Here is a 25,238-nt window from a genome sequence, read left to right as displayed (position 1 = left end):
GGACTCACCCCTATTGATATACCCGCACGTAGTCGACTTCCATCCGTTGAGGCCAGATGTTCTCGTCAACACCTTTCTGTCCGCCCCAATTGCCCCCAACGGCCATATTCAGAATCAGGAAAAACGGCTGTTCGAACGGCCACTGGGCTATTTCGCTACCTAACGTAGCCTTCTCAACGGTATAGTATTTTTGATTGTCGACGAAGAAATCAATTTTATCGGCCGTCCATTCAATGGCATATAGGTGAAAATCGGTGCCTACATTTTTTACGATTACCTCCTGCCCCTTCTGCGTTTTCTTCCCGTGATTATAGGCTTCGGTATGGATAGTTCCGTGAACAACGCCCTCATCGAACCCAACATGTTCCATGATGTCTATTTCGCCACAGCGAGGCCAGCCTACTTTCGAAATATCGGACCCGAGCATCCAGATGGCAGGCCAGGTACCACGGCCCGTAGGCAACTTCGCCAATGCCTCAATTCGGCCATGCTTCCACTCTACTTTTCCCTTCGTAACCAGCCGGGCCGACGTGTAGTTTTTACCTTCCCAAGCTTCTTTGCGTGCTTCGATAATCAGTTTCCCATTTTCGATCCGGGCATTTTCAGAGCGTCGGGCCGTATAGTATTGAAGTTCATTATTTCCCCAGCCATTTCCCCCAACTTCATAACCCCATTTGGTTGAATCGGGCAAACCCGGTTCAGTAAATTCATCCGACCAGACAAGTTTGTAGCCTCCGGCAGTTGTAGACGTACCTGGTATAATCGGCAAGTCAGGGCTTTTAAACGCCAGTAAGGCGCTAACTGCCAACAGATTGGTAATCAGTAATATTTTCATAGTAAGCGCAAGCTACCAAATTTATCCCGTCTTTTGCCAAAGCCGTTCACCTGTACACCACTCCACTCTTTCACTCTTTCGCAAAAGCCCAGGTCAGGAAATCGGGCATGATTTCGCTCCAGGTTTCCTGATTATGCTTGCCGCCTTTAATCTCTACATACCGTATGTCGGACAATTTCGATCCTGCCGAATAGGTGTATCCTTTTTTGACAAGCTCGCTGATCAGATCGAGTGTATCGTCAATAGAGTCGATGACGCCGTTGTTATTTCGGTCGCTGGTTTCGTCTTCCGTGCCGGTTTCGAACCAGAATTTGAGCGATTTATGGTAAGAACCTTTCCGGACCAGATCATGCATGATCCGGTCGGTTTCGTCCCGATAGCCATCGGCCGTACTTTTACTCCGCCACCAGAACGATCCCGAAAATACGCCCGCTTTTGAAAACTGATCAGGATGATGAAATACGATGTCAAAGGCCGATAACCCACCCAGTGAGAAACCCGCAAACACGGAACTTACCGGATCGGTATGGATGCGATAATGTTTTTTAACGTACGGTATTAACTCGGTCAGAACAAAATCGGTATACAAACCAGCCTTACTCCCTCGCTGCATGTAATCGGCCTGCGCTGCCGTGCCATACTCCTGAATCCGGTCGCTCGCATGAATAGCCACCAGAACAAAGGGACGAATCGCCCGTTTTTGATACAGCGAATCCAGAATAGCCGTCATTCTCAGGCGTTCCAGATCCTGGCCATCGTTCATGTACAATACCGGATAGGCTTGTTGGGAAGTCTCGTAGCCGGGCGGAAGCACAACATCCAGACGAACCGTTCGATTGAGTGGAACGGAATGTAACGAATCATCGCGCCGAACCGTTACGGTGGCATGTTCGGCGTAAGAAAGGGCCGGTATAGAGTCAGCCATAAGCACAAAAAAAGCCAGAAGTGTAGTGATCACAATTCACAAAGTAGCTAATTTTTTCGATACCAGTGGCTTTGTTTTTTGCCGGAGACGGTGATTTGTCCTATTTTCAACCAATTTTTATTGAGTTTCATCAACCCACTACTAACGTGCAGGAAGATTATCGCAAATGGTATTCGCATCACCTCGGCCGTGATATTGAGATGCTGGTATACGGCAACTGGGGCTACCCGATTCTGCTATTTCCAACCTCTATGGGCCATTATTATGAATACAAAGATTTTGGTCTGACCGAAACAGCCCGGTGGTTTGTCGAAACCGGAAAGGTCAAACTATTCTGCATCGACAGTATCGACCGCGACAGTTGGTATGCCAAACACCTGCATCCCGGCACAAGGATTTGGAACCATGTTCTTTACGACCGTTTTCTTCATGAAGAACTCGTTCCGGGCATACAGCGTGAGTGCAATGTTCGGAAGATTGGCGTTTCGGGGGCGTCGTTTGGGGGGTATCACGCGCTGAATTTTGCCTTTCGTCATCCAGAGCAAGTGGGACACCTGCTCACAATGGGCGCTGCTTTCAATATCAAATCGTTTCTGGGCGGGTATTATGATGATAACGTCTATTACAACAATCCGCCTGATTTTCTGCCCAACGCGCACAACGATGAATTCTACCACATGAATATCGTGCTGGGTACCTCAGAATACGATTTCTGTAAAGATGACAATTATCAGATGTCGGGGATTCTGAGTCGGAAAGGAATTCGGCACCGGCTCGACGTAACCCCCTGGGGAAATCACGACTGGCCTGTCTGGAAAGATCAGTTTCCAAGGTACTTAAGCATGATCTGAGTAAGGCGGCTGGAAAGCCGCTTTCTATTTATCAGCAGCGGCTTTCCAGCCGCTTTACTTGTATGCACACACTTGATCGACTCCGCAGGCATATTGACGATGTACCCCCTCTACTCCGCGCACTACCCGAACAGGAACTCTCCCGACACCTTCCCGGCAAATGGTCGCGCAAGCAGGTATTGGGCCACCTGATCGATTCGGCCATAAACAATCTGAAACGGTTCACCGATGGCCAGTTTGCCGACGGGCCGTATCCGATTCTGCCGTATAATCAGGATGAACTGGTCAGAGCTAACCAGTATCAGGACTTGCCCCTATCTCATTTGCTGACGCTCTGGAGCAGTTTGAACCTACAGATTGGTTACGTGATCGAAGCCATGTCGGCTACCACCTTATCAACCCCAATTCAACTACCAGCAACGACACAAGCAGGGGCTAAAACATTACAATGGCTTTTTGATGACTATGTCCTTCATATGGAACATCATCTAAAAACACTTATCTAATCTACATTGGTCGTTTTTGGCTTTGGACAAACTAATTCACTGAAAACGAGCCGACATTAGTAGATAGTTTGGTTGAGAATTTTATTAGCCAATTATTCATTCCAGCCTTTCTGAAAGCTACCGTTCTTCCTGTTCGTGCTTTTTTGTTTTTGATGAAAAACAACCGCAACTTGCCATCATAACGAAACAGACAATCAGGTTCTTTGTTATCACTTTATTCAGCAAGTAACCGTTTCACTATGAGCAAGAAAACCAAAATAGGCATCCTGTTCGGCCAGGAAAACACCTTCCCACAGGCATTTGTCGACCGTGTTAATGAAAAGCAAAGTGCATTCCCGGCCGAATTTGTTTCCATCGAGCAGGTTGAACAGAGCGTTCCCACCGACTACGCGGTCATCATCGACCGGATTTCACAAGATGTGCCTTTCTATAAGGCGTTTCTGAAAAATGCAGCCCTAACGGGTACTGCTGTTGTGAATAACCCGTTCTGGTGGAGCGCCGACGAGAAGTTTTTCAACAATGCGCTGGCCGTCCAGTTGGGGGTACCCGTTCCTAAAACCATTTTGCTGCCTTCCAAGGAGCGGCCGGACGATACGAATCATAATTCGTTTCGCAATCTGCGGCATATGAACTGGGATGCCATTTTCAACCATATTGGTTTTCCGGCATTCATGAAACCTCATGCGGGCGGGGGTTGGAAAAGTGTGTACAAAGTGGATAATCCTGAGCAGATGTTCAAAGCCTACGACGAAACAGGTCAGTTGGTAATGCTCTATCAGGAAGCCATCGACTTTACCGACTATTTCCGCTGTTATTGCATTGGCGGGAAAGACGTACGAATTATGCCGTATGAACCTCGTAATCCGCACCATCTGCGGTATGCCGCCGAGATGAAAACGACCGGCGATGCCGGTAAGAAGCTACTGGCTACCATGCACGACTATGTGCTGAAACTAAATCACGGCCTGGGTTACGACTTCAACACGGTCGAATTTGCGGTTCGTGACGGTATCCCCATTGCCATCGACTTCTGCAATCCCGCTCCCGATGCCGATGTCCACTCGGTAGGGCAGGAAAACTTTGACTGGGTTGTTGAAGCGGCTGCCAATATGGCCATCGAGCGGGCTAAAAAAGCACAGAAAGGGGGCGATAACCTGACTTGGGGAACGTTCGTCAGAGGATCGGTTATTGGTTCGGAAGCTACACCAGCCTCAGCGCCTAAGGCCGCTAAAGCAGCGAAGACCCAAGAAGCGCCTGAACCAGAGAAAAAGGCTGACACCAAAGAAAGTAAGCCTAAAAAGGCGAAAAAATAATAAATTTCATCTTTCCGAGCGTGTCGAGCATTTCTGTTTAACACGCTCGGAAAGATGCTTACCAAGCGGCAATCAAGCTATTTCCTGTGGCTTTTAAGCCATCGGTCTACCTCCCCAGCTATCGAGAATCGAACCCCTTTGAATCGTTCAGGGGGTGTGGTATCCAACGCCTGCTTTAGCCTGACAATACTCGGATAGAAATCGACTCCCTGATTCATAAACTGATCGTCTATAACTCGTAGCACTTTATCGATACCATACATATCGAAACTCCAGTGCTGAAGGTTATTGCTGTCTTTAATTTCCTCTTTTATGTTGTCGGCCAGCCACAAAACACTCTGGTTCAGCGGTTCCGCAAACTGGTCAGGATGCTCAACCCGATTACCATCCAAGAAATCATATACTTCCCGATACGATCGTCCATCTTTCAGTAAGGCCAGAATTTCGGCTTCCCAATTCGGGTGGGCCTTAATCTTTTCAAGAGCAGCTTCCCGAACATCGTCGTCCCGAAAGCGATTCGCATGGCTCAACAAATTAATGATAGGGTCGGTCGGTTGTTGTCTGGCAATTTCATCCAACGTTTGCTGGTGCCACTGATCACGCTGCGCACTCTCTTCTGCTGCGTAAGTTTGAGCCGATTTAGCCGATTCACGAAGGTAGCCAATCAATAACCCACCGCTATATACGACACCTACGCATAGCGCAAACCAGAAGGGCAGTTTAAAGGCATAGGGAGAAGCGGTTGACTGCCAGGTGGTATTGAGCGAAAGTGCACAGGCTATTAACCAAGGCAGCGATAGCCACAACTGCCCATTACGAACGGCCAGCCAGTGTAAAAACTCCGGGTACAGCGTATCATTGTACCATTCCCATTTAAAAACCGCACAACAGAAGGTGGTTAAGGCTACAACCAGCCAGGTCAGTAACCCAACAAGTAGGCGTGTACCGCTATCCTGCGAAATCCAGTTGAATCCACCACCGACACTAATCGAAATAACCAGTGCCAGACTCATTAGGGCAAAGCCTGCTCCCAAAAAGAACAATGCCAAACCATGCCCCATTGCATTTTCGCCACTAAGATTGGGTTTGGAGGCCGTCACCATGGCCAGACCAATATAAAAGCAGGCGGTCAGAAAGAAGAAAATATAACCAAACATTTGTGAATGGAATCTAAAGAGTACGAATCATGCCTAACACGTAAGCAAAGACCCTTACACAAAAATGCATACAAAGGCCGCTACCAATGTATACCCAATGAACGAACGGCTTTGATGAGTTAATAACTGGCATAAAAACCCGGCCAATTCACTAATCCAGCGAGGGTTCAGTATTGATATGGGGCAACAATTTTTCACTCTTTTCCAACCCTGATGCCACAAGCTGAGTCTATTTCGAAAATAGCCCTCCTTATGCGCACCCTCTCTACGTTCGTTTCGCTGCTCCTCAGCCTTGGTTTCCTGGCCTGTAAACCATCAGATACCGTTTCGCCCGAAACCTTAACCGGCGTCTGGATCGAAAGCTCAACCCGTAGAGACACGGTTATTTTTAACCCGCTGTATCAGGGCACTCCCCTACCCAATACCCTCCGGGTTGACCGTGGAAAAGAGCTTAATTCGAGCGGCAGTCTTTTACCGAAAATAGGTAGTGGCCTTTATCAGTACGAATTACAGGGCGATACCATTCTGGTGCAGAGTCTTTTATCCAGTTCGTCCAAACGAACCGGCTACCGCATTGAACTACAAGACAGTAAACTAAGGCTCGAAAACTTTTTTGAACTAGGCTTCAATCAGCCTGCCACTGCCACCCGAACGCTGGTACGTTTGTAGAAGAAATTTAACTACTCTTCGCCGTCTTCAATATTGGCAAGCAATTCGCTAATTCTGGTATCGGTTAGCGTTGAAACTTCTGACTTATCATAAAGCGCCAGAAGATATATCTTTTGTTTGATAACTAAAACATTGGTGATTACCCTACCACCTCCTGATTTTCCTTTCCCTTTACTTTTTATAGACAAGCGTACTTTATAGCAACTTTTCCCTAACGAATCTCCTTGTATTGGTTCTTTTTTAAGCGACTCTTGTAATTCCAATAGATCATCTTTCAAAGAAGGAAATTTCTTCGCCAGACGCTTTACATCACGTGCAAAATCATTCGTGATAACAACCTTGTACTCCATTAGCCCTGATTTTTCACAAAGCTACCTAGTTAGAGATCAAAAAGATTTTCTATACGATTAATATAAAAGTGCCTATTTATAACTTAGAGCGTTTCAAGAAAATCGTCTAGCGTTCTTAATTCTATCTCCCCACGTTGGTCTGCTTTAGCCTGTTTATAAGCACTTTCAATTCGCGTTAATACAGCCTCTTCATTATCAGAAGCCTCATCACTTACTTGAATAGTTGCTCCAAGTGCTTTAGCTAATTCTTCGAACAGCACTTTATGTTGATCATTTATTTCTATCACCAATGTCATGTCACAATGGATTTATTCTCTACAAAATTACTAAGCCTATTATATTAATCACAATAATATCCTTACAAGCCAATCGCTTTGGGGTCGATACCTGTATCGTGGGCCGATGCACGCAGAATAGCCAGCATTTCACCATAACTGAAGAGCCGACCATCGATATAATCATGCTCTTCAGGGTCAGCGAAGGTTCGTTTTTCCTCCAGATCGCGGATGTTGGCGTGAATCGAAATCAGCACATCCTGAATAAACTCTTCCAATTGTTGCGCCTGCATTGCTGTACCGTAGTTAAATGCGTTCCTTGCTCTCTACAAAAATTGTTGTCAATAAGTATTTTTACCGAATAATATTAGGTAAAGCGTAACACTTACCGCTATCATTCTCGATAAAATAGCATTTCAATTACTATCTGTTCAGCATTTTTAGCCATATTCGTAGCTTTTTACGGGATTACCCGCTTAGTCATCAACAAGTAACCCCTTTAAGTTTTCAATCTCTCAAATGCAAAGACGAAATTTTATCCAGTTGTCTGGATTAGGCATTGGTGGCCTGTTGACAACTGGAGTGCCGGTATTGGGCAGTTCTGTATCGCCCGAATACCTGCTGGAAGCCAGTGGCCGGGGCGTAGGCATCGACAACGCGGCCAAGAAACGCCTGGCGGATATTGCCCTCAATGCAGCTAAAAGCAAAGGCGCTACGTACACCGATGTTCGGATTGGCCGTTATCTGCAACAATTCATGTTTACCCGCGAAATGAAAGTGCAGAACATTGTCAACGCTGAATCGTTTGGCGTGGGGATCCGGGTAATCGCCAATGGAACCTGGGGATTTGCCGCCACCAGTAACGTTACCCCCGATGGCATTGCCAAAGCTGCTGAAACCGCCGTAGCCATTGCCAAAGCGAACTCGAAACTTCAGACCGAACCCGTTCAACTGGCTCCGCAAAAAGGAGTTGGCGAAGTAACCTGGAAAACACCGATCAAGAAAAATGCTTTCGAGATTCCCGTTCAGGAAAAGATCGACCTACTGATGAAAGTAAACGGGGAGGCCATGAAAAATGGCGCGGCTTTCATGACGTCGAACCTGTTCTTCATCAACGAGCAAAAGTATTTTGCCTCTACCGATGGGTCGTATATCGATCAGGACATTCATCGCATCTGGCCTACGTTCACGGTTTCGGTGGTCGATCGGGCGGCTGGCAAGTTCAAAACCCGCGATGCGCTCAGTTCGCCAATGGGCATGGGCTACGAATACCTGGACGGCCTGACTTCTGAAAAAATTGCGGCTCCCAACGGCCTGATTGGCTACCGCAATTCGTACGATATGGTCGAAGATGCTATACTGGCGGCCAAACAAACGAAAGAGAAACTAACGGCCAAAACCGTCCAGCCCGGTAAGTACGATCTCGTTCTGGACCCCAACCACCTCGGCCTGACCATCCACGAATCCGTCGGCCACCCTACCGAACTCGACCGTGTACTCGGTTACGAAGCCAACTACGCTGGAACCAGCTTTGCGACCCTCGATAAGTGGAAAAGCAAGTCGTTCAACTACGGTAGCAAACTAGTGAATATTGTGGCCGATAAAACACAGCCGAATACACTGGGCACCGTTGGCTACGACGACGAAGGCGTTCCCTGTAAAAAGTGGGATCTGATCAAAGACGGCATTCTGGTCAACTACCAGGCCATTCGTGACCAGGTGGCCATTCTGGGCGAGAAAGAATCGAACGGGTGCTGCTACGCCGACAACTGGGATTCGGTACAGTTCCAGCGGATGCCAAACGTATCGTTGCAGCCCGGCACCGACAAACGCTCCGTCACTGACATGATCAAGGGCGTCGATAAGGGCATCTACATCATCGGCCGTGGCTCGTATTCCATTGACCAGCAACGGTATAACTTCCAGTTTGGCGGACAACTCTTCTACGAAATCAAAAACGGCGAAATCGTTGGGATGCTCGATGATGTGGCTTATCAGTCGAACACCCAGGAGTTCTGGAACTCATGCGCTCAGCTTTGCGACAAAGACGACTACCGTACATTCGGTTCGTTCTTCGATGGTAAGGGTCAGCCTTCGCAGGTAAGCGCCGTTTCACACGGATGCCCAACCACACGCTTCAACGGGGTCAACGTAATCAACACGGGTCGGAAAATATAACTAAAAGTAATTAGGAGCGAGTAGTGAGGAGCGAGAATGCTGGCGCAAGCCAGAGAGTAGGCGCCAGCATTCTCGCTCCTCACTACTCGCTCCTAATACTCCTAAAAAAAACATGGCTATCATTTTAAGCAAAGACGAAGCAAAAAAAATAATCGATAAAGTCCTCTCCTACTCGAAAGCTGACGAAATGAGCGTCAACCTGACAGGTGGGCGAACCGGCAATATTCGGTATGCCCGCAACTCGGTATCGACTAGTGGCGAAGGCACCAATTTATCGCTGGCTGTAACGGCAGTTTTTGGCAAGAAAAGCGGTACGGCAACCGTCAACGAGTTTGATGATGCCTCGCTGGAAAAAACCGTCCGACGGGCCGAGGAAATCGCCCGACTAGCTCCAGAAAACCCTGAGTACATGCCCATGCTGGGGCCGCAAACGTATTTATCGACCGATCCGTATTCAGAAAATACGGCTAAGATGGACCCGGCCTATCGCGCACAGGCGACGTTCGACAGCCTTGACCCGTGCCGTAAAAAGAATCTGGTAGCCGCCGGGTACATGGAAGATTCGACCCGTTTCAATGCCATTGGCAACAGCAAGGGTCTATCGGCGTATAACCGCGAAACCTCCGTCGAATTCTCCATCACCGTTCGTACGGCTGATGGATTAGGCTCGGGTTATGCAACCCAGGACGTGACGGATGTTTCGAAACTCAGCACGAAAAATATGACGGAGATTGCCATGCAGAAAGCCATGGCTTCGGCCAATGCCCGGGCATTGGAACCGGGTAAATACACCGTTATTCTGGAACCGGCTGCGCTGGTCTCCAATGTCGATGCGTCGCTCATGGTAGCGCTGGTTCGGTCGATGGACGCCCGCAATGCCGACGAAGGTCGTTCTTTCCTGAGCAAAAAAGGGGGCGGTACCCGGCTGGGTGAAAAGCTGTTCGATGAGCGCGTCACCATCTACTCTGACCCTACCAACCTGGACGTTCCTACGGGTGCCTTCAGTGGTGATGGACGTCCGCAGGAGAAGGTAACCTGGATTGAAAAGGGAGTTGTCAAGAATATGCCCTACTCACGTTACTGGGCCGAAAAGAAAGGCGTTCATGCAACTCCTCCGGGCGGTAACTTCATTATGGAAGGCGGCACCCAATCGCTGGCCGATATGATCAAGAGTACGGAAAAAGGTATACTCGTTACCCGACTCTGGTACATTCGCCCGGTCGATCCACAGACGCTGCTGTACACGGGCCTTACCCGCGACGGGACGTTCTACATCGAAAATGGGCAGATCAAATTCCCGGTCAAAAACTTCCGCTTCAACGAAAGCCCGGTTATTATGCTCAATAACCTGGAAGCTATGGGCAAACCCGTTCGTATCGGTGGAAACCTGGTTCCTCCCCTCAAAATCAGAGACTTTACCTTTACAAGCTTATCAGACGCAGTCTAAACAATTGTTATACAGAGATACGCCCTGAAAAGATGTTACGCGATGGCATCAAACGCTTTTCTAATTTTTCGCTCCGTGAATCTTTGTGATGCTTTGTGCATCCGCTTCGGCGGTCCGATCTGTGTAATAGCCTAAAAAAATATGAACCGTCGAGATTTTAATCAACTTTTAGGCATGGGCGCTGCCGGAATCATGATGCCCAATCTGCCTGCTTTTTCCCGAAACGTTCCGGCCGAAGCCTTGCTCGAACCGGGCATGGATGTTTCGAAAAAGAAACGCCTAGCTGATGCCGCGCTGAATGCTGCCAAAGCCAAAGGAGCCACCTATGCTGATGTGCGCATTGGTCGGTACCTGAACCAGTTCGTGCTTACCCGCGAAAACAAGGTGCAAGGCATCATCAACGCCGAATCGTATGGGGTTGGGGTACGCGTTATTGCCAACGGCTGCTGGGGGTTTGCCTCTGTGGGTGATGCCCGCGATGAATCCGTTGTGGCCAAAGCCGCCGAAACGGCAGTCAACATCGCCAAGGCCAACGCCCGGCTCCTGACTGAACCCGTACAGCTGGCTCCGCAGAAAGGCTTCGGTGAAGTAAGCTGGAAAGCACCCATCAAACGGAATGCGTTCGAAGTGCCCGTTAAAGAGAAAGTCGATTTATTGCTGGCCGCCAACGCAGCCGCTATGCAGAACGGCGCCAACTTCGTCAACAATGTCCTGTTCCAGATCAACGAGCAGAAGTATTTTGCCTCCACCGATGGCACCTACGCCGACCAGGATATTCACCGCATCGGGCCGAACTTCACCGTTACGGCTGTTGATCCGGCGAATGGACGCTTCTCTACCCGTAATTCGCTGAGTGCGCCAATGGGCATGGGCTACGATTACCTGCAAGTCAATCCAGCCGACAAAGTTTCGGGGATTACGACCCGCTACAACAAAGGCTACGACATGATGGAAGACATTGTCGCAGCCGCTAAGCAGGCCAAAGAGAAGGTATCGGCTAAGTCGGTCGAAGCGGGTAAGTATGATCTGATTCTTGATCCGTCGCATATGTGGCTGACCATTCACGAATCCGTTGGCCACCCCCTCGAACTCGACCGTGTGCTGGGCTACGAAGCCAACTACGCCGGTACGTCGTTCGCGACCCTCGACAAATGGCAGACCAAAAATTTCAACTACGGTAGTAAAGAGGTCAATTTCTTCGCGGATAAAATCCAACCCGGTTCACTAGGGGCTGTTGGCTGGGATGATGAAGGCGTAAAAACCAAGAAGTGGGATCTGGTGAAGGATGGCATTCTGGTCAATTACCAGGCCATTCGCGATCAGGTGCATATCATTGGCGAGAAAGAATCACAGGGATGCTGCTATGCCGACAACTGGAGTTCGGTACAATTCCAGCGGATGGCCAATGTATCGCTGGCTCCCGGCAAAACCCCATTGACCGTCGATCAGATGATTAAGGATGTCAAGAAAGGTATCTACATCATCGGCGATGGCTCGTTCTCCATCGATCAGCAGCGCTATAACTTCCAGTTTGGTGGGCAGTTGTTCTATGAAATCAAGGATGGCCAGATTGTCGGCATGCTAAAAGACGTTGCTTATCAGGCCAATACCCGCGAATTCTGGAACTCCTGCGTAGCCGTTTGTGATGAACGCGACTATCGACTTGGCGGTGCCTTTAACGATGGTAAGGGGCAACCCCCACAATCGAGTGCCGTTTCGCATGGTAGTGCAACAGCCCGCTTCAACGGGGTCAATGTCATCAATACAGCAAGAAAAATTTAAAAAACAGTAGTTAGGAGTTAGGAGCGAGAATGCTGATGTATACTTTTTTGGCTTGCGTCAGCATTCTCACTCCTCGCTCCTCACTCCTAACTACTCTCTAAAGACATGGCTATCTTAAGCAAAGACGAAGCAAAGAAAATAATCGACAAAGTTCTGTCGTATTCGAAGGCTGACGAAATGAGCGTTGGCCTGAACGGAAACCGGACAGGCAACATTCGCTACGCCCGCAACTCGGTATCGACCAGTGGCGAATCCGACAATCTGGGACTGTCAGTAACGGCTGTTTTCGGCAAACGTTCGGGAACCGCAACCATCAACGAGTTTGATGATGCCTCGCTGGAAAAAACCGTTCGGCGGGCCGAGGAAATCGCCCGACTGGCACCCGAAAACCCGGAGTATATGCCGATGTTAGGACCTCAGACGTATCTGGAAACGGGGACTTATGCGGAAAGCACCGCTAAAATCAACCCTGAATTTCGGGCGCAGGCCGCTTTCGACAGCATCGATCCCTGTAAGAAAAAGAATCTGACGGCTGCCGGGTACATGGAAGATACCACCGGATTTGCCGCCATTGGCAACAGCAAAGGGCTATTTGGCTACAACAAATCGACAAACGTTGATTTCTCGATCACTGTTCGTACCGCCGATGGTACGGGTTCGGGCTATGCCAATCCAGACGTAACCGACATCAGTAAGCTTAGCACCAAAGCCGCTACCGAAATTGCTATGCAAAAAGCACTGGCTTCGGTTAACGCCAAGGCGCTCGAACCCGGTAAATACACCGTGATTCTGGAGCCAACGGCGTCCGTCGAACTGCTGCAAAACATGATGCGTAGCATTGACGCCCGCAGCGCCGATGAAGGTCGCTCGTTTCTGAGCAAGAAAGGGGGCGGTACTCGCCTGGGCGAAAAACTCTTCGACGAACGGGTCACCATTATTACTGATCCGATGAATGCCGAATTACCACTTTCACCTTTTGGTGGGGGCGGTGGTGGCCGCTTCGGCGGAGGTGGCGGAGAAGGTATTCCGCAGGAAAAACGCACCTGGATCGAAAACGGGGTTGTCAAAAACATGGCCTATTCCCGCTTTTGGGCCGAGAAAAAAGGCGTCAAGCCGGTTCCGGGTCCTAGCGGCTTTATTATGATGGGTGGCAATCAGTCTTTGGCCGACCTGATCAAAAGCACGGATAAAGGTATTCTGGTCACTCGATTCTGGTACATCCGCGCTGTTGACCCGCAAACGCAACTCTATACGGGCCTTACTCGCGATGGGACGTTCTATATCGAAAACGGGCAGATCAAATTCCCGGTTAAAAATTTCCGATTCAACGAAAGCCCGATCATCATGCTCAACAACGTCGAAGCGCTGGGCAAGCCGGTTCGGGCAGGAGGAAATTTGATTCCTCCCATGAAGATTCGGGATTTCACGTTCACCAGCCTGTCGGATGCGGTATAGTCCAATTTATTTGACCTGATTTTGAAAGCCATTAGCCGTTGGGTTAATGGCTTTTTCATATTACCCCATCCCTAGAATTACTCTACAGTTATTTCAATGGGCCAATCACCATAATTTACTTATTTTATTTCTAAATTTTACAATATTTCAAATAATTATTCTTTAATTTTTATTTATATTAAAATTTTTTACAACATACACTTGATTATCAAGCTAATATTCTTCAAATTTCAGATGTGATTATCACAGGTTAGCGGCTACCGCTTCTCACACCTTCCTGAACAGTTGCTTCATCTCACTCAATCAATAGGAGGAATACAATTTGAATCGTCGAGACTTTACTCAGACACTTGGTCTGGGAGCCGCTGGGCTACTGCTTCCCAAAATGCCTGCACTAGCCCGTACCATTACTGCCGAAGAATTACTGGAACCCGGTTTGGATATACCGGTCAAAAAGCGACTGGCCGATGCCGCCTTGAATGCCGCTACCGCTAAGGGCGCTACCTATGCCGATGTGCGCATTGGTCGCTACCTGAACCAGTACGTTATGACCCGCGAAAATCGGGTACAGAATATTATCAACACCGAGTCATTTGGTGTTGGTGTTCGGGTGATTGCCAATGGCTGCTGGGGGTTTGCAGCCATTGGTGATACCCAAAGCGAAGAAGATGTAGCCCGAACGGCCGAAAAAGCCGTTCTATTTGCCAAAGCGCATGCCCGATTGATCAAAAAACCGGTTCAACTGGCCCCACAAAAAGGATTTGGCGAAGTAAGCTGGAAGACCAAGGTCGATAAGCATTCGTTTGAAGTACCTGTCAAGGAAAAAGTCGATCTGCTTCTGACAGCCAACGGCATTGCCCTTCAAAACGGGGCCAACTTCGTCAACAATACCCTGTTCATGATCAATGAACAGAAGTATTTTGCCTCGACGGATGGCTCCTATATCGATCAGGATGTACACCGAATATGGCCCAATTTTACGGTTACGGCCGTTGATAAAGCAAGCGGCCTGATGGCTACCCGCGACTCACTGAGTGCTCCTATGGGTCGGAGTTACGACTATCTGCAAACCGCCCCGGCCGATCGACTGACGGGTGTAACGACGCGCTACAACCAGGGCTACGACATGCTCGAAGACGCGGAAGCCGCGGCTAAACAGGCTCGTCTGAAACTAAAAGCCAAATCTGTCGAAGCGGGCAAATACGATCTGGTTCTTGACCCGTCGCACACTTATCTAACCATCCACGAATCGGTAGGTCATGCTACGGAGCTGGACCGGGTGCTGGGTTACGAGGCCAATCTGGCCGGTACGTCGTTTGCTACCATCGACAAATGGCAATCGAAGAAATTCAACTACGGCAGCAACGTGGTCAACTTCTTTGCCGACAAAACCCAGCCCGGTTCGCTGGGCGATGTAGGCTGGGACGATGAAGGGGTAAAAACCAAACGCTGGGACCTGATTAAAGACGGTATCCTGGTTAATTACCAGGCCATCCGCGATCAGGTACACATGCTAGGGGAAGCCGAGTCGCAGGGTTGCTGTTATGCCGATAGCTGGAGTACCGTACAGTTTCAGCGAATGGCTAATGTATCGCTGGCACCGGGCAAAGAACGGCTCACGGTCGATGAAATGATTCGGGATGTGAAGAAGGGCATTTACATTATCGGCGATGGATCATATTCCATCGATCAGCAGCGCTACAATTTCCAGTTTGGCGGGCAACTCTTCTACGAAATCAAGGACGGTCAGATTGTCGGGATGCTTAGGGATGTGGCCTATCAGTCCAATACGCAGGAGTTCTGGAATTCCTGCGTCAAAGTATGCGACGAACGTGATTATCGGATGGGAGGCACATTTTTCGACGGCAAGGGGCAACCCGCTCAAATCAATTCAGTCTCGCACGGCAGTTCAACAGCCCGTTTCAACGGCGTCAACGTACTCAATACCGGACGGAAAATATAACTAAAAGGAGTTAGGAGTGAGTAGCGAGGAGTGAGAATGCTGGCGCATACTCGCTTTGGTTTGCGCCAGCATTCTCACTCCTCGCTACTCACTCCTAACTACTACCCAAAGACATGGCCATCATATCGCAGGAAGAAGCAAAGAAAATTCTGGAAAAGGTGTTGACGTTTTCCAAAGCCGATGAAATGAGTGTTAGCCTGAGCGGGGGACGAACCAGCAATATCCGCTATGCGCTCAACAGCGTTTCGTCCGGTGGTGAAGCAGATAATATGTCGCTGCTCATTACGGCTGGAATTGGTAAGCGAATGGGTTCGGCAACGGTCAACGAATTCAACGACAAAGCCATTGAACGGACCGTTCGGCGAGCCGAGGAAATCGCCCGACTAGCGCCCGAAAACCCGGAGTACATGCCCATGATCGGGCCACAGAGCTACCTCGAAACGCCGATGTACGCCGACACTACGGCCAAAATGGATGCCGAGGCTCGGGCACAGGTTGCCTTCGATAGCGTAGACGCCTGTGAGCAGAAGAATCTCAGTGCCGCTGGTTTCTTACAGGATACAACTGGTTTTTCAGCCATTGCCAACAGCAAAGGGCTATTTGGATACAACAAAGCCACTTCCGTTGATTTCTCGGTTACGGTTCGCACGGCCGATAGTACTGGCTCAGGCTACGTAACCCGTGATTTCAACGATATAAGTAAATTGAAAACGCGGGCTGTAACCGGCATTGCCATGCAAAAGGCATTGGCCTCCACCAACGCCCGTACCTTAGAACCCGGCAAATACACGGTTATCCTGGAGCCGACAGCTATGGGAACGCTTCTGCAAAGCATGATGTCGGGAATGGATGCCCGTCTGGCCGATGAAGGGCGGAGTTTTTTAAGTCGAAAAGGAGGAGGCACGCGCTTGGGGGAAAAGCTTATCGATGAACGCATAACCATCTACTCCGACCCTATGAATCCGGAAGCCCCCAGCGAACCGTTTGCCAGTGAAGGCCGAAACCGTACTGGCTCCTTCCTTGGTGGAGGTGTCGTAGGCGATGGGCGACCACAGGAAAAGCTAACCTGGTTTGAGAATGGAGTGGTTAAAAACATGAGTTATTCACGCTTCTGGGCGTCTCAGAAAGGCGTTAAAGCAGTGCCACCCCCTACGGGTTTTATCATGGCAGGTGGTAACCAGTCGCTGGCCGACTTGATCAAAAGTACGGACAAAGGCATTCTGGTCACCCGGCTCTGGTACGTTCGGATGGTAGACCCAAAAACGTTACTTCAAACGGGCCTAACCCGTGATGGTACGTTTTACATCGAAAATGGACAGATCAAATTCCCTGTCAAGAACTTTCGATTCAATGAAAGTGCCATCATTGTGCTCAACAACGTAGAAGCGTTGGGAGCTCCTATGCGAGTAAACGGCAATCTGATTCCCCCGGTAAAAGCCCGCGACTTCACATTCACCAGCCTTTCCGACGCGATTTAAAGAGAGCGATCCATTTTATTCATTCAAAAAAGGGAGCTGTGCACAAATACAGCTCCCTTTTTTAGTAGCCGTTCAAATAGCCCATTTACCACCCAAACATTTAATCCAAGCTTCGTTTCCCGATTTGGTCTTTATTCGCGAAAAGCCAACAAACATTGGTAATCGGCGTAGTAACTATGCTAAAATTCCAAATTTTAGCGTTCCATCTGTAACTTGGCATAGTTTTAACTACACTTCATTTCATTCAATCACATAGGAGAAACAAACCTTGAATCGTCGAGATTTCAACCAACTGCTGGGCATGGGAGCCGCTGGAATCCTACTGCCTGCACTGCCTGCCTTTTCCCGACCGGTGAGCCCCGAAATGCTGCTGGAACCCGGCCTGGATGTAGCCACCAAAAAACGCCTGGCCGATGCCGCCATGAATGCCGCCAAAAGTAAAGGAGCTTCGTACACTGATGTTCGGATTGGTCGGTACCTGAATCAATTTGTCGTTACCCGAGAAGACAAAGTTCAGAACATTGTCAACACCGAATCATACGGTGTTGGGGTTCGGGTTATTGCGGATGGCTGCTGGGGCTTTGCCGCCATAGTCGATGCTAAAAGCGAGGACGATACTGCTAAAGCGGCCGAAAAGGCCGTTGCCATTGCGAAAGCGAATGCGAAGCTGATGAAACAGCCCGTTCAGCTAGCTCCCCAGAAAGGTTATGGCGAGGTAAGCTGGAAAGCTCCCATTCAAAAGAACGCGTTTGAAGTACCCATCAAAGAAAAGGTCGATTTGTTAATGGAGGTCAATGGCGCGGCTATGAAGAACGGGGCCAACTTTGTAAACTCGGTACTGTTTATGGTAAACGAGCAAAAGTATTTTGCCTCTACCGATGGCACCTATGCCGATCAGGACATCCACCGCATCTGGCCTATTTTTGATGTTACGTCCATTGATGCCAAGACGGGCAAATTTGAAACCCGCAATGCCTTAAGCGCCCCTGTCGGCATGGGGTATGAATACCTTCAAGTCAACCCAGCCGATAAAGTTTCGGGCATCACCACCCGCTACAACAAAGGCTACGACATGCTCGAAGATGTCATTGCTGCTGCCAAACAGGCCAAAGCTAAACATACAGCCAAATCGGTCGAAGCGGGTAAATACGATCTCGTACTCGACCCCTCGCACCTGTGGCTAACCATCCACGAGTCCGTAGGCCACCCGCTCGAACTCGACCGTGTACTGGGCTACGAAGCCAACTTTGCCGGAACCAGCTTTGCAACCCTCGACAAATGGCAGTCGAAAAACTTTAACTACGGTAGCAAGCAGGTCAACTTCTTTGCCGATAAAACGCAGGTGGGTTCGCTAGGAGCCGTTGGTTATGACGACGAAGGGGTACAAACTAAAAAATGGGACTTAGTGAAAGACGGTACGCTGGTCAACTACCAGGCCATTCGGGATCAGGTACATATCATTGGCGAGAAAGAATCGCAGGGCTGCTGCTATGCGGATAGCTGGAGTTCGGTGCAGTTTCAGCGCATGGCCAACGTATCGCTGGCGGCAGGCAAAACCCCCTTATCGGTTCAGGAGATGATCAAAGATGTCAAAAAAGGCATTTACATCATCGGCGATGGCTCGTTCTCCATCGATCAACAGCGCTATAACTTCCAGTTTGGCGGACAACTCTTCTACGAAATCAAAGACGGGCAGATTGCCGGTATGCTCAAAGATGTTGCCTATCAGTCGAACACCCAGGAATTCTGGAACTCCTGCGTAGCGGTTTGCGACGAGAAAGATTATCGACTGGGTGGCTCCTTCTTCGACGGCAAAGGCCAGCCTCCCCAATCAAGCGCCGTTTCGCACGGCAGTTCAACCGCCCGCTTCAATGGCGTCAATGTGATCAATACAGCCCGGAAAATTTAAAAAAACAGGAGTTAGGAGTGAGTAGCGAGGAGTGAGAATGCCGGCGCAAGCCGAAAAGTATGCGTCAGCCTGCGCGGCCCAGCATTCTCACTACTCGCTACTCACTCCTAACTACTATCCAAAGACATGGCTATCATCTTAACTGAAGCAGAGGCAAAAGCCCTGCTGACTAAAGTTTTAAGTTACTCAAAAGCAGATGAATGCGAGGTCAATCTGCTGGGCGAAGAGCGGGGTAACCTGCGCTATGCCCGTAACGAAGTATCGACCAGCGGCTCGCTGATTAATAAAAATCTGGTCGTTCAATCCGCTTTTGGCAAAAAAGTGGGTGTAGCGACCATTGATGAATTCGACGATGCTTCGCTCGAAAAAGTAGTTCGCCGGTCGGAAGAACTAGCCCGGCTAGCGCCCGAAAACCCTGAATATGTGGGTGTTCTGGGACCGCAACAATACATCAAGTCAAACGGTTTTTTCGACTCAACCGCCAAAATCACCCCAGATACGCGAGCCGATGCGGTAGCCAAAAGCCTGAAACTGGCTCGTGACCAAAAGCTGGTAGCGGCTGGGTTTTTGCAGGATCAATATGGCTACTCCGCCATGATGAACTCGAAGGGGCTATTTGCCTACTACCCCAGCACGAATGTCAATTTTTCGCTGACCGTTCGTACCGAAGATGGCAAAGGCTCTGGCTACGTAGCGCGTGGTTATAGCGACTTCAACAAACTAGATACCGAAGCAGTTACAAAAATAGCCATCCAGAAAGGACAGGGATCAGCCGAAGCACGGGCCATTGAACCGGGCAAATACACGGTTATTCTGGAACCTACAGCCGCTGCCGTTCTGCTCGAAAACATCTACTTCAACCTGGATGCCCGGTCGGCCGATGAAGGGCGGTCGTATTTCAGCAAAGCGGGTGGTAAATCCCGGCTGGGTGATAAGATTGTAGATGAGCGCGTTACGATTTACTCTGACCCTACGAATCCAGAACTACCGGCTTCTCCGTGGTCGGGCGATGGGCGCCCCCAGGAAAAAACCATGTGGATTGAGAAAGGCGTGGTGAAAAATCTGGCCTATTCGCGCTATTGGGCGCAGAAGACGGGCAAAAAGGCAATTCCTTTCCCCGGCAATCTGATCATGTTGGGGGGCAATGCGTCGACAGAAGAGATGATCAAAAGTACGCAACGGGGTATTCTGGTCACGAAGCTCTGGTATATCCGCACCGTCGATCCGCAAACCATTCTGCTCACCGGCCTTACCCGCGACGGGACATTCTACATTGAGAATGGCAAGATCAAACACCCGATCAAAAACTTCCGGTTCAATGAAAGTCCAATCATCATGCTGAATAACCTGGAGTCGTTGGGTAAACCGGAGCGCGTCGTCAGCACCGAAACAGACCAGAACTACCTGATTCCACCGATGAAAATTCGGGAGTTTACGTTCACGAGTTTATCAGATGCGGTGTAAGAGCCTTGTGACTTATGTACTAATGGACTATGCCAGTTATATCTATGTTTTACGGGCTAATTGTTAGCCTGTATTATTTCGACAATAAACAGCACTTTACACCTCATATTCATGTTCGCTATGGTGAAATGGAAGCTGTTTTTACGATTGAAAGTGGCGAGTTGTTAGAAGGAAAGCTACCAAAAGGTAAAATCAAACTGGTTGAAGCCTGGATTGAAATTCATCGAGAAAGCCTAATGGCCGACTGGCAACTTGCCATCAATGGTCAAAAGGTATTCCCAATTGATCCTCTAAAATAGATTGGTTATGAATCCGCGCGTTATAGGCGTAAAACCGCTTGAGGATTATCGCCTTGAGTTACTATTTACGAATCAGGAACGAAAACTATTTGACGTAAAGCCCTATTTGTCTATCGGCATTTTTCAAGAGTTACGGGATACCTCTGTGTTCAACGGAATCCGCGCGTTTAATGGTAGTATAGTTTGGCCCAATGACCTTGATTTAGACCCCGATACGTTGTATTTAGATAGTCAATCGATCAGTTAGGTGGCAACTCGCGTTACAAGAAGTATAAAAACTAATTAATTGGTCGGCCATTTTTGATACAGAAGGCCGACCAATTCGTTTATCCCTATGGTTCGTATTCGAAAGGCAACACCAATTGACAAAGAGGCCATCCTCCAACTCCATCGAGAAGTAGCCCGGATTAGTCAGGGCATTGCCCGCACTGAACCGGAAATTACGGAAACCTATATCGAAACCCTTTTTCAGACCACAGACCAGCATGGTCTTATGCTGGTTACCATAAACGATTCGGGAGCAGTTATTGCCGAAATCCATGCATCCAAATACGGGTTGCGTATTTTCGACCATATCCTGACGGGTTTAACCATTGCTGTTCATCCAACTTATCAGGGCAAAGGCGTCGGCAAAAAGCTGTTTGAGGCATTCCTCGATAACGTTCAGCATGAATTCCCCGAAGTAAGTCGGGTCGAACTCGAATCCAGAGCCTCGAACCAAAAATCTATCGGATTATATCAGAATCTGGGTTTTGTGCTGGAAGGCCGGATGAAACACAAAACCCGAAATCAGGATGGTAGTTACGAAGACAGCCTGCTCATGGCCTGGACCAAACCAGGCTTCGTCCCTTAACCATACCAAGCGTTTCGCTACTAATTGTATTCTTTCGTAACTTCATCACTCCATAAACAATAGAAAAATGCTTTCAACTCGTATCAACGAATACCTATGTCTAGTTAGTTAAAGCTGCAACCTGCTTTATGATTACCATTACCCAAGCCACCGAACACGACTTACCGACTATTCAGGACATTGCCCACCGAACCTGGCCCAATACATTTGGGGAGATTCTGTCCCCTGACCAGATTAGCTACATGCTCGACATGATGTACAGTCTGGAAGCTCTGAAAAGTCAGGTCAATGATAAACAGCACGTTTTTTTGCTGGCCAAAGAGGATACGACCCAGGAGTTTCTGGGCTATAGCTCATATGAGCTGAATTACAAAGGCCAGCCACTTACCAAAATCCATAAAATTTATCTGCTTCCAGCCAGTCAGGGGAAAGGAGTGGGTCGTTTACTAATTGACGCCGTAGCCGAGGTTGCCAAAGCCAATAACAACGACCGATTGGGGCTGAATGTGAACCGTTATAACAAAGCTATTCAGTTTTACGAACGGGTCGGGTTCTCCATCGTTGGGAACGAAGACATCGACATTGGCGACGGATTTCTAATGGAAGATTTTGTCATGGAAAAACCATTATAGGACTTTTGCAAGAACCCCTACCCGATCATTTCTTCATCTCATTTGTACATCCTCTACCGATTTTTGCAAAATCCTCTTTGGATATCTAGCGATTTAGCCGCAGAAAATGTATTTTTAGGATTCAAATCAACGAATTCGGGTAGTGACTTCGAGTTGCCTGACCGATTCTAAGATGAATATAATATTAACACCCAATAGTATTATTCTGTAGATTCCATCGAAACTAAGGTTAATACTACTTCTCAACAAACAAGTTTGAAACCATTCTTTTTCACCCGAATCCAGTATACCTCTGGCGACTGGGATACCGACCAACGAATGCCGTCGAACCTGATGCATTCACTGGTTGAGTACACGACTCTGGCCGTCGATCAGAAGGAGCGCGTGGTGCAACTGAGCAGTCCCGACTTGTTTAAAAGTCCGTTCTGCTACCTCAGCGGCCACAAACTAGTGGAATTTTCGGCTCAGGAGCGCGACCATTTCAAACGCTATGTTCAGAATGGGGGCTTCGTTTTCGTCGATGATTGTAATCATGATGTCGATGGCCTGTTTGCCAAATCGTTCGAGCAGGAAATGGCCCGGACGTTCGGCCCGAAGGCCTTGCAGAAAATTCCGAATACACACCCGATTTACACCTGCTTTTTCAAGTTTGACGATGGACCACCAACCACCTCATTTGAATTGAACGGCTGGGGCGACGATCTAGTGCATGATTACCTGAAAGCCATCATCGTCAACGGGCGCATTGGTGTGTTGTATAGCAACAAAGATTACGGCTGCGAGTGGGATTACGACTTTCGGAACAAACGCTTTCTGGCCGAAGACAATACAAAGTTTGGCGTCAATATCATCACCTACGCCATGGTATACGTATGATATAAGGAATGAATAATGTACAATGTAAAATGAATGGTTTTAATGGGTTGATTACCAACAAAATACACCATCCATTTTTCATTATTCATTATCCATTTTCTATTAAACAACCTGATAAATAGAAACACTTGGAATCAACAGACTTAACCCACTACAAAAAACTGGTGGCCAAACTGCCCCAGCTACGCAACGAAATTGGCAAGGTAATTATCGGTCAGCAGGAAGCCATCAGCGAGGTGTTAATTGCCCTGCTGGCGGGTGGGCACTGTCTGCTCGAAGGGGTACCAGGGTTGGCCAAAACGCTGATGGTCAAAACCATGTCGGATGCGCTGGCCATGCGATTCAAACGCATCCAGTTTACCCCCGACCTGATGCCGGGTGACATTGTCGGTACCGAAATCCTGGAAGATGACCACGAAACGGGCCGTAAGGTGTTCGTGTTTAATCAGGGACCTATTTTCGCCAACGTCGTGCTGGCCGACGAAATCAACCGGACGCCCCCCAAAACACAGGCGGCCATGCTCGAAGCCATGCAAGAGTATAAGGTTACGTATGGTGGAAAAGACTATCCGTTACCCAAGCCGTTTCTGATCATTGCGACCCAAAACCCGATTGAGCAAGCCGGAACCTATCCACTTCCCGAAGCACAGCTCGACCGCTTTTTGCTCTATATCAAGCTCAGCTACCCCGCCGAGCATGAGGAGCTGAACGTCCTAAAAAGCACAACGGGCACTAGCCGCCCCGAGCTAAAAACGGTATTATCGGACCTGGAAATCATCGAGTTGCAGAAATTGACGCGACAGGTTCACATCAGCGATGAGTTGATCGACTATATCAATAAACTCGTACGGGCAACCCGCCCGGATGGGTCGCCCTCGTCCTTTGTCAAACAATGGTGCCAGTGGGGAGCTGGTCCCCGGGCGGGTCAGGCATTGGTTCTTTGCGCCAAAGCCAGAGCCGTACTCAACGAGCGATTTTCGGTTATTCCTGATGATATTCAGACACTGGCCTACCCCATTTTACGCCATCGAATTGCCCTCAATTTCCGGGCCGAAGCGGAAGGCATCACGACCGATAAGGTTATCAAGCAATTGCTGACTGAACTTAGGCTGGCGTAAACCACAACACCATGCTTACTACTGATCTGATTAAGCTCAATAATCTACAACTGGCTGGTAAACTGGTCAGTGATGAGTCGTTATTGGGGATTCAGGCGAGTCAGCGGTCAGGGATCGGTACGGAGTTCGAGCAATTCAGGCACTATGCTCCCGGCGATGACCCTAAGCGAATCGACTGGAAATTATTCGCCAAATCGAATCAATATCTGGTACGAGAATCGGCTACAGAGAGTAATCAGCAGATTCGATTCGTGATTGATTTGTCGGGTTCGATGAACTACAGCGAAGCGGGGGTGAGTCGGCTGCAATACGCGAAAATCCTGCTGGCATCACTGGCTTATCTGGCAAACCGACAAAGCGACCAAATCAGTCTGTACAGTCTGCACGATGGCGCTATTCAGACACTGGTTCCAGCCGGGAAACAGGCATTTTTGAAAATCGTTGCCACGCTCGAAGTTGCGAAGGCCTCAGGGACATGGGCTACGCAGGCCAGTTCGTTTCCAGAGTTCAGCCGCAAGCAAAGCGAGATGCTCATTCTGGTATCCGACTTTTTGCAGGTCAATGACGAATGGGTCAACCTAATTCAGAAAGTAGCTGGCCCACGTCGGGAAATTATCATTTTTCAGTTGCTAGGCGATCAGGAGATGGACTTTTCGATGAGTGGTTTCTACCGATTTCAGGACCTGGAAACGGGTCGGGAAATTGAATTGCAAGCCGATGCGATTCAGGACGTTGTCCGCCAACGGTCTTCGGCTTATTTGAGTAGCCTCGAAGAAAGTTTACGCATTCCGCATGTACGACTTATCCGAATCCGGCTCAGCGACCCGATTGCCCTGGTGTTGAAACAGTTTTTATTAACGTAATGTAGAGACGCCATACCTGGCGTCTCCTATGCGTCAGCAA

25 protein-coding genes are annotated in these 25,238 nt (G+C 48.8%); 19 read left to right on the top strand and 6 right to left on the bottom strand.

Features of this window, described 5'->3' with window-relative positions:
• Positions 1-10: 10 nt before the first annotated feature.
• On the bottom strand, positions 11-835 hold the full coding sequence (locus tag BGO59_RS06105; RefSeq protein WP_293682176.1) for a glycoside hydrolase family 16 protein: 825 nt from the start codon (positions 833-835) through the stop codon (positions 11-13).
• 70 nt (positions 836-905) lie between these two features.
• Entirely contained in the window at positions 906-1,760 is an 855-nt protein-coding gene (locus BGO59_RS06100) for an alpha/beta hydrolase-fold protein (RefSeq protein ID WP_293682472.1), read from the bottom strand.
• Between the two features lie 146 nt (positions 1,761-1,906).
• On the opposite strand from BGO59_RS06100, the gene BGO59_RS06095 reads away from it, so the two are divergent.
• From BGO59_RS06095 to BGO59_RS06085, 3 genes are all read left to right on the top strand, one after another.
• Positions 1,907-2,611 (top strand): alpha/beta hydrolase-fold protein, encoded by a 705-nt coding sequence (locus BGO59_RS06095; RefSeq protein ID WP_293682470.1) that lies wholly within the window; start codon positions 1,907-1,909, stop codon positions 2,609-2,611.
• Between the two features lie 62 nt (positions 2,612-2,673).
• A complete protein-coding gene (locus BGO59_RS06090; RefSeq protein ID WP_293682173.1) occupies positions 2,674-3,117 on the top strand; it encodes a DinB family protein in 444 nt (147 codons plus the stop codon).
• A 239-nt stretch (positions 3,118-3,356) separates the two neighbouring features.
• Entirely contained in the window at positions 3,357-4,430 is a 1,074-nt protein-coding gene (locus BGO59_RS06085) for a hypothetical protein (protein ID WP_293682170.1), read from the top strand.
• Positions 4,431-4,507: 77 nt separating this feature from the next.
• Here the strand turns inward: BGO59_RS06085 and BGO59_RS06080 are convergent, their stop codons facing one another.
• Entirely contained in the window at positions 4,508-5,587 is a 1,080-nt protein-coding gene (locus tag BGO59_RS06080; RefSeq protein WP_293682167.1) for a hypothetical protein, read from the bottom strand.
• A 252-nt stretch (positions 5,588-5,839) separates the two neighbouring features.
• Between BGO59_RS06080 and BGO59_RS06075 the strand changes: the two genes are divergently transcribed.
• Positions 5,840-6,256, top strand: coding sequence for a hypothetical protein (locus BGO59_RS06075; protein ID WP_293682164.1), 417 nt, complete (start codon positions 5,840-5,842; stop codon positions 6,254-6,256).
• Between the two features lie 11 nt (positions 6,257-6,267).
• On the opposite strand, the gene BGO59_RS06070 is transcribed toward BGO59_RS06075, so the two are convergent.
• The 3 genes from BGO59_RS06070 to BGO59_RS06060 form a co-directional block, all read right to left on the bottom strand.
• Positions 6,268-6,606 (bottom strand): hypothetical protein, encoded by a 339-nt coding sequence (locus BGO59_RS06070; protein WP_293682161.1) that lies wholly within the window; start codon positions 6,604-6,606, stop codon positions 6,268-6,270.
• 83 nt (positions 6,607-6,689) lie between these two features.
• Positions 6,690-6,902, bottom strand: a complete 213-nt coding sequence (locus tag BGO59_RS06065; RefSeq protein WP_293682158.1) for a hypothetical protein — start codon at positions 6,900-6,902, stop codon at positions 6,690-6,692.
• A gap of 62 nt (positions 6,903-6,964) precedes the next feature.
• Positions 6,965-7,174 carry a hypothetical protein gene (locus BGO59_RS06060; protein ID WP_293682155.1) on the bottom strand — a complete coding sequence of 70 codons (210 nt, stop codon included), beginning with the start codon at positions 7,172-7,174 and terminating at the stop codon, positions 6,965-6,967.
• Positions 7,175-7,400: 226 nt separating this feature from the next.
• Here BGO59_RS06060 and BGO59_RS06055 point away from each other — a divergent pair, with 226 nt between their 5' ends.
• The 15 genes from BGO59_RS06055 to BGO59_RS05985 all read left to right on the top strand — a co-directional run bounded on the left by BGO59_RS06055 (position 7,401) and on the right by BGO59_RS05985 (position 25,198).
• On the top strand, positions 7,401-9,059 hold the full coding sequence (locus BGO59_RS06055; RefSeq protein WP_293682152.1) for a TldD/PmbA family protein: 1,659 nt from the start codon (positions 7,401-7,403) through the stop codon (positions 9,057-9,059).
• A 112-nt stretch (positions 9,060-9,171) separates the two neighbouring features.
• On the top strand, positions 9,172-10,506 hold the full coding sequence (locus tag BGO59_RS06050) for a TldD/PmbA family protein (RefSeq protein ID WP_293682149.1): 1,335 nt from the start codon (positions 9,172-9,174) through the stop codon (positions 10,504-10,506).
• 141 nt (positions 10,507-10,647) lie between these two features.
• The gene (locus BGO59_RS06045) at positions 10,648-12,288 is read left to right on the top strand and encodes a TldD/PmbA family protein (RefSeq protein ID WP_293682146.1); all 1,641 of its coding nucleotides are present in this window, start codon (positions 10,648-10,650) and stop codon (positions 12,286-12,288) included.
• A gap of 105 nt (positions 12,289-12,393) precedes the next feature.
• Positions 12,394-13,743 carry a TldD/PmbA family protein gene (locus tag BGO59_RS06040; protein WP_293682143.1) on the top strand — a complete coding sequence of 450 codons (1,350 nt, stop codon included), beginning with the start codon at positions 12,394-12,396 and terminating at the stop codon, positions 13,741-13,743.
• A gap of 322 nt (positions 13,744-14,065) precedes the next feature.
• A complete protein-coding gene (locus tag BGO59_RS06035; RefSeq protein ID WP_293682140.1) occupies positions 14,066-15,706 on the top strand; it encodes a TldD/PmbA family protein in 1,641 nt (546 codons plus the stop codon).
• 113 nt (positions 15,707-15,819) lie between these two features.
• Positions 15,820-17,184, top strand: coding sequence for a TldD/PmbA family protein (locus tag BGO59_RS06030; RefSeq protein WP_293682137.1), 1,365 nt, complete (start codon positions 15,820-15,822; stop codon positions 17,182-17,184).
• Between the two features lie 268 nt (positions 17,185-17,452).
• The gene (locus BGO59_RS06025) at positions 17,453-19,093 is read left to right on the top strand and encodes a TldD/PmbA family protein (protein ID WP_293682134.1); all 1,641 of its coding nucleotides are present in this window, start codon (positions 17,453-17,455) and stop codon (positions 19,091-19,093) included.
• Positions 19,094-19,219: 126 nt separating this feature from the next.
• Complete coding sequence (locus tag BGO59_RS06020; protein WP_293682131.1) at positions 19,220-20,557, top strand: TldD/PmbA family protein; 1,338 nt, start codon at positions 19,220-19,222, stop codon at positions 20,555-20,557.
• Between the two features lie 29 nt (positions 20,558-20,586).
• Positions 20,587-20,856 (top strand): DUF4160 domain-containing protein, encoded by a 270-nt coding sequence (locus BGO59_RS06015; RefSeq protein ID WP_293870592.1) that lies wholly within the window; start codon positions 20,587-20,589, stop codon positions 20,854-20,856.
• 7 nt (positions 20,857-20,863) lie between these two features.
• Positions 20,864-21,103: a DUF2442 domain-containing protein gene (locus BGO59_RS06010; protein ID WP_080055235.1), complete on the top strand. Its 240-nt coding sequence runs from the start codon at positions 20,864-20,866 to the stop codon at positions 21,101-21,103.
• A gap of 87 nt (positions 21,104-21,190) precedes the next feature.
• Entirely contained in the window at positions 21,191-21,709 is a 519-nt protein-coding gene (locus BGO59_RS06005; protein WP_293682125.1) for an N-acetyltransferase, read from the top strand.
• Between the two features lie 128 nt (positions 21,710-21,837).
• Positions 21,838-22,341 carry a GNAT family N-acetyltransferase gene (locus BGO59_RS06000; protein WP_293682122.1) on the top strand — a complete coding sequence of 168 codons (504 nt, stop codon included), beginning with the start codon at positions 21,838-21,840 and terminating at the stop codon, positions 22,339-22,341.
• Between the two features lie 255 nt (positions 22,342-22,596).
• Positions 22,597-23,217, top strand: coding sequence for a DUF4159 domain-containing protein (locus tag BGO59_RS05995; protein WP_080055232.1), 621 nt, complete (start codon positions 22,597-22,599; stop codon positions 23,215-23,217).
• A 128-nt stretch (positions 23,218-23,345) separates the two neighbouring features.
• Positions 23,346-24,335: a MoxR family ATPase gene (locus BGO59_RS05990; protein WP_293682117.1), complete on the top strand. Its 990-nt coding sequence runs from the start codon at positions 23,346-23,348 to the stop codon at positions 24,333-24,335.
• Between the two features lie 11 nt (positions 24,336-24,346).
• Positions 24,347-25,198, top strand: a complete 852-nt coding sequence (locus BGO59_RS05985) for a DUF58 domain-containing protein (protein WP_293682114.1) — start codon at positions 24,347-24,349, stop codon at positions 25,196-25,198.
• The last annotated feature ends 40 nt before the right edge of the window (positions 25,199-25,238 follow it).

Source organism: Spirosoma sp. 48-14, from assembly GCF_001898575.1.
Classification (GTDB): Bacteria; Bacteroidota; Bacteroidia; order Cytophagales; family Spirosomataceae; genus Spirosoma.
This window is presented reverse-complemented; position numbering and strand designations above follow the sequence as displayed.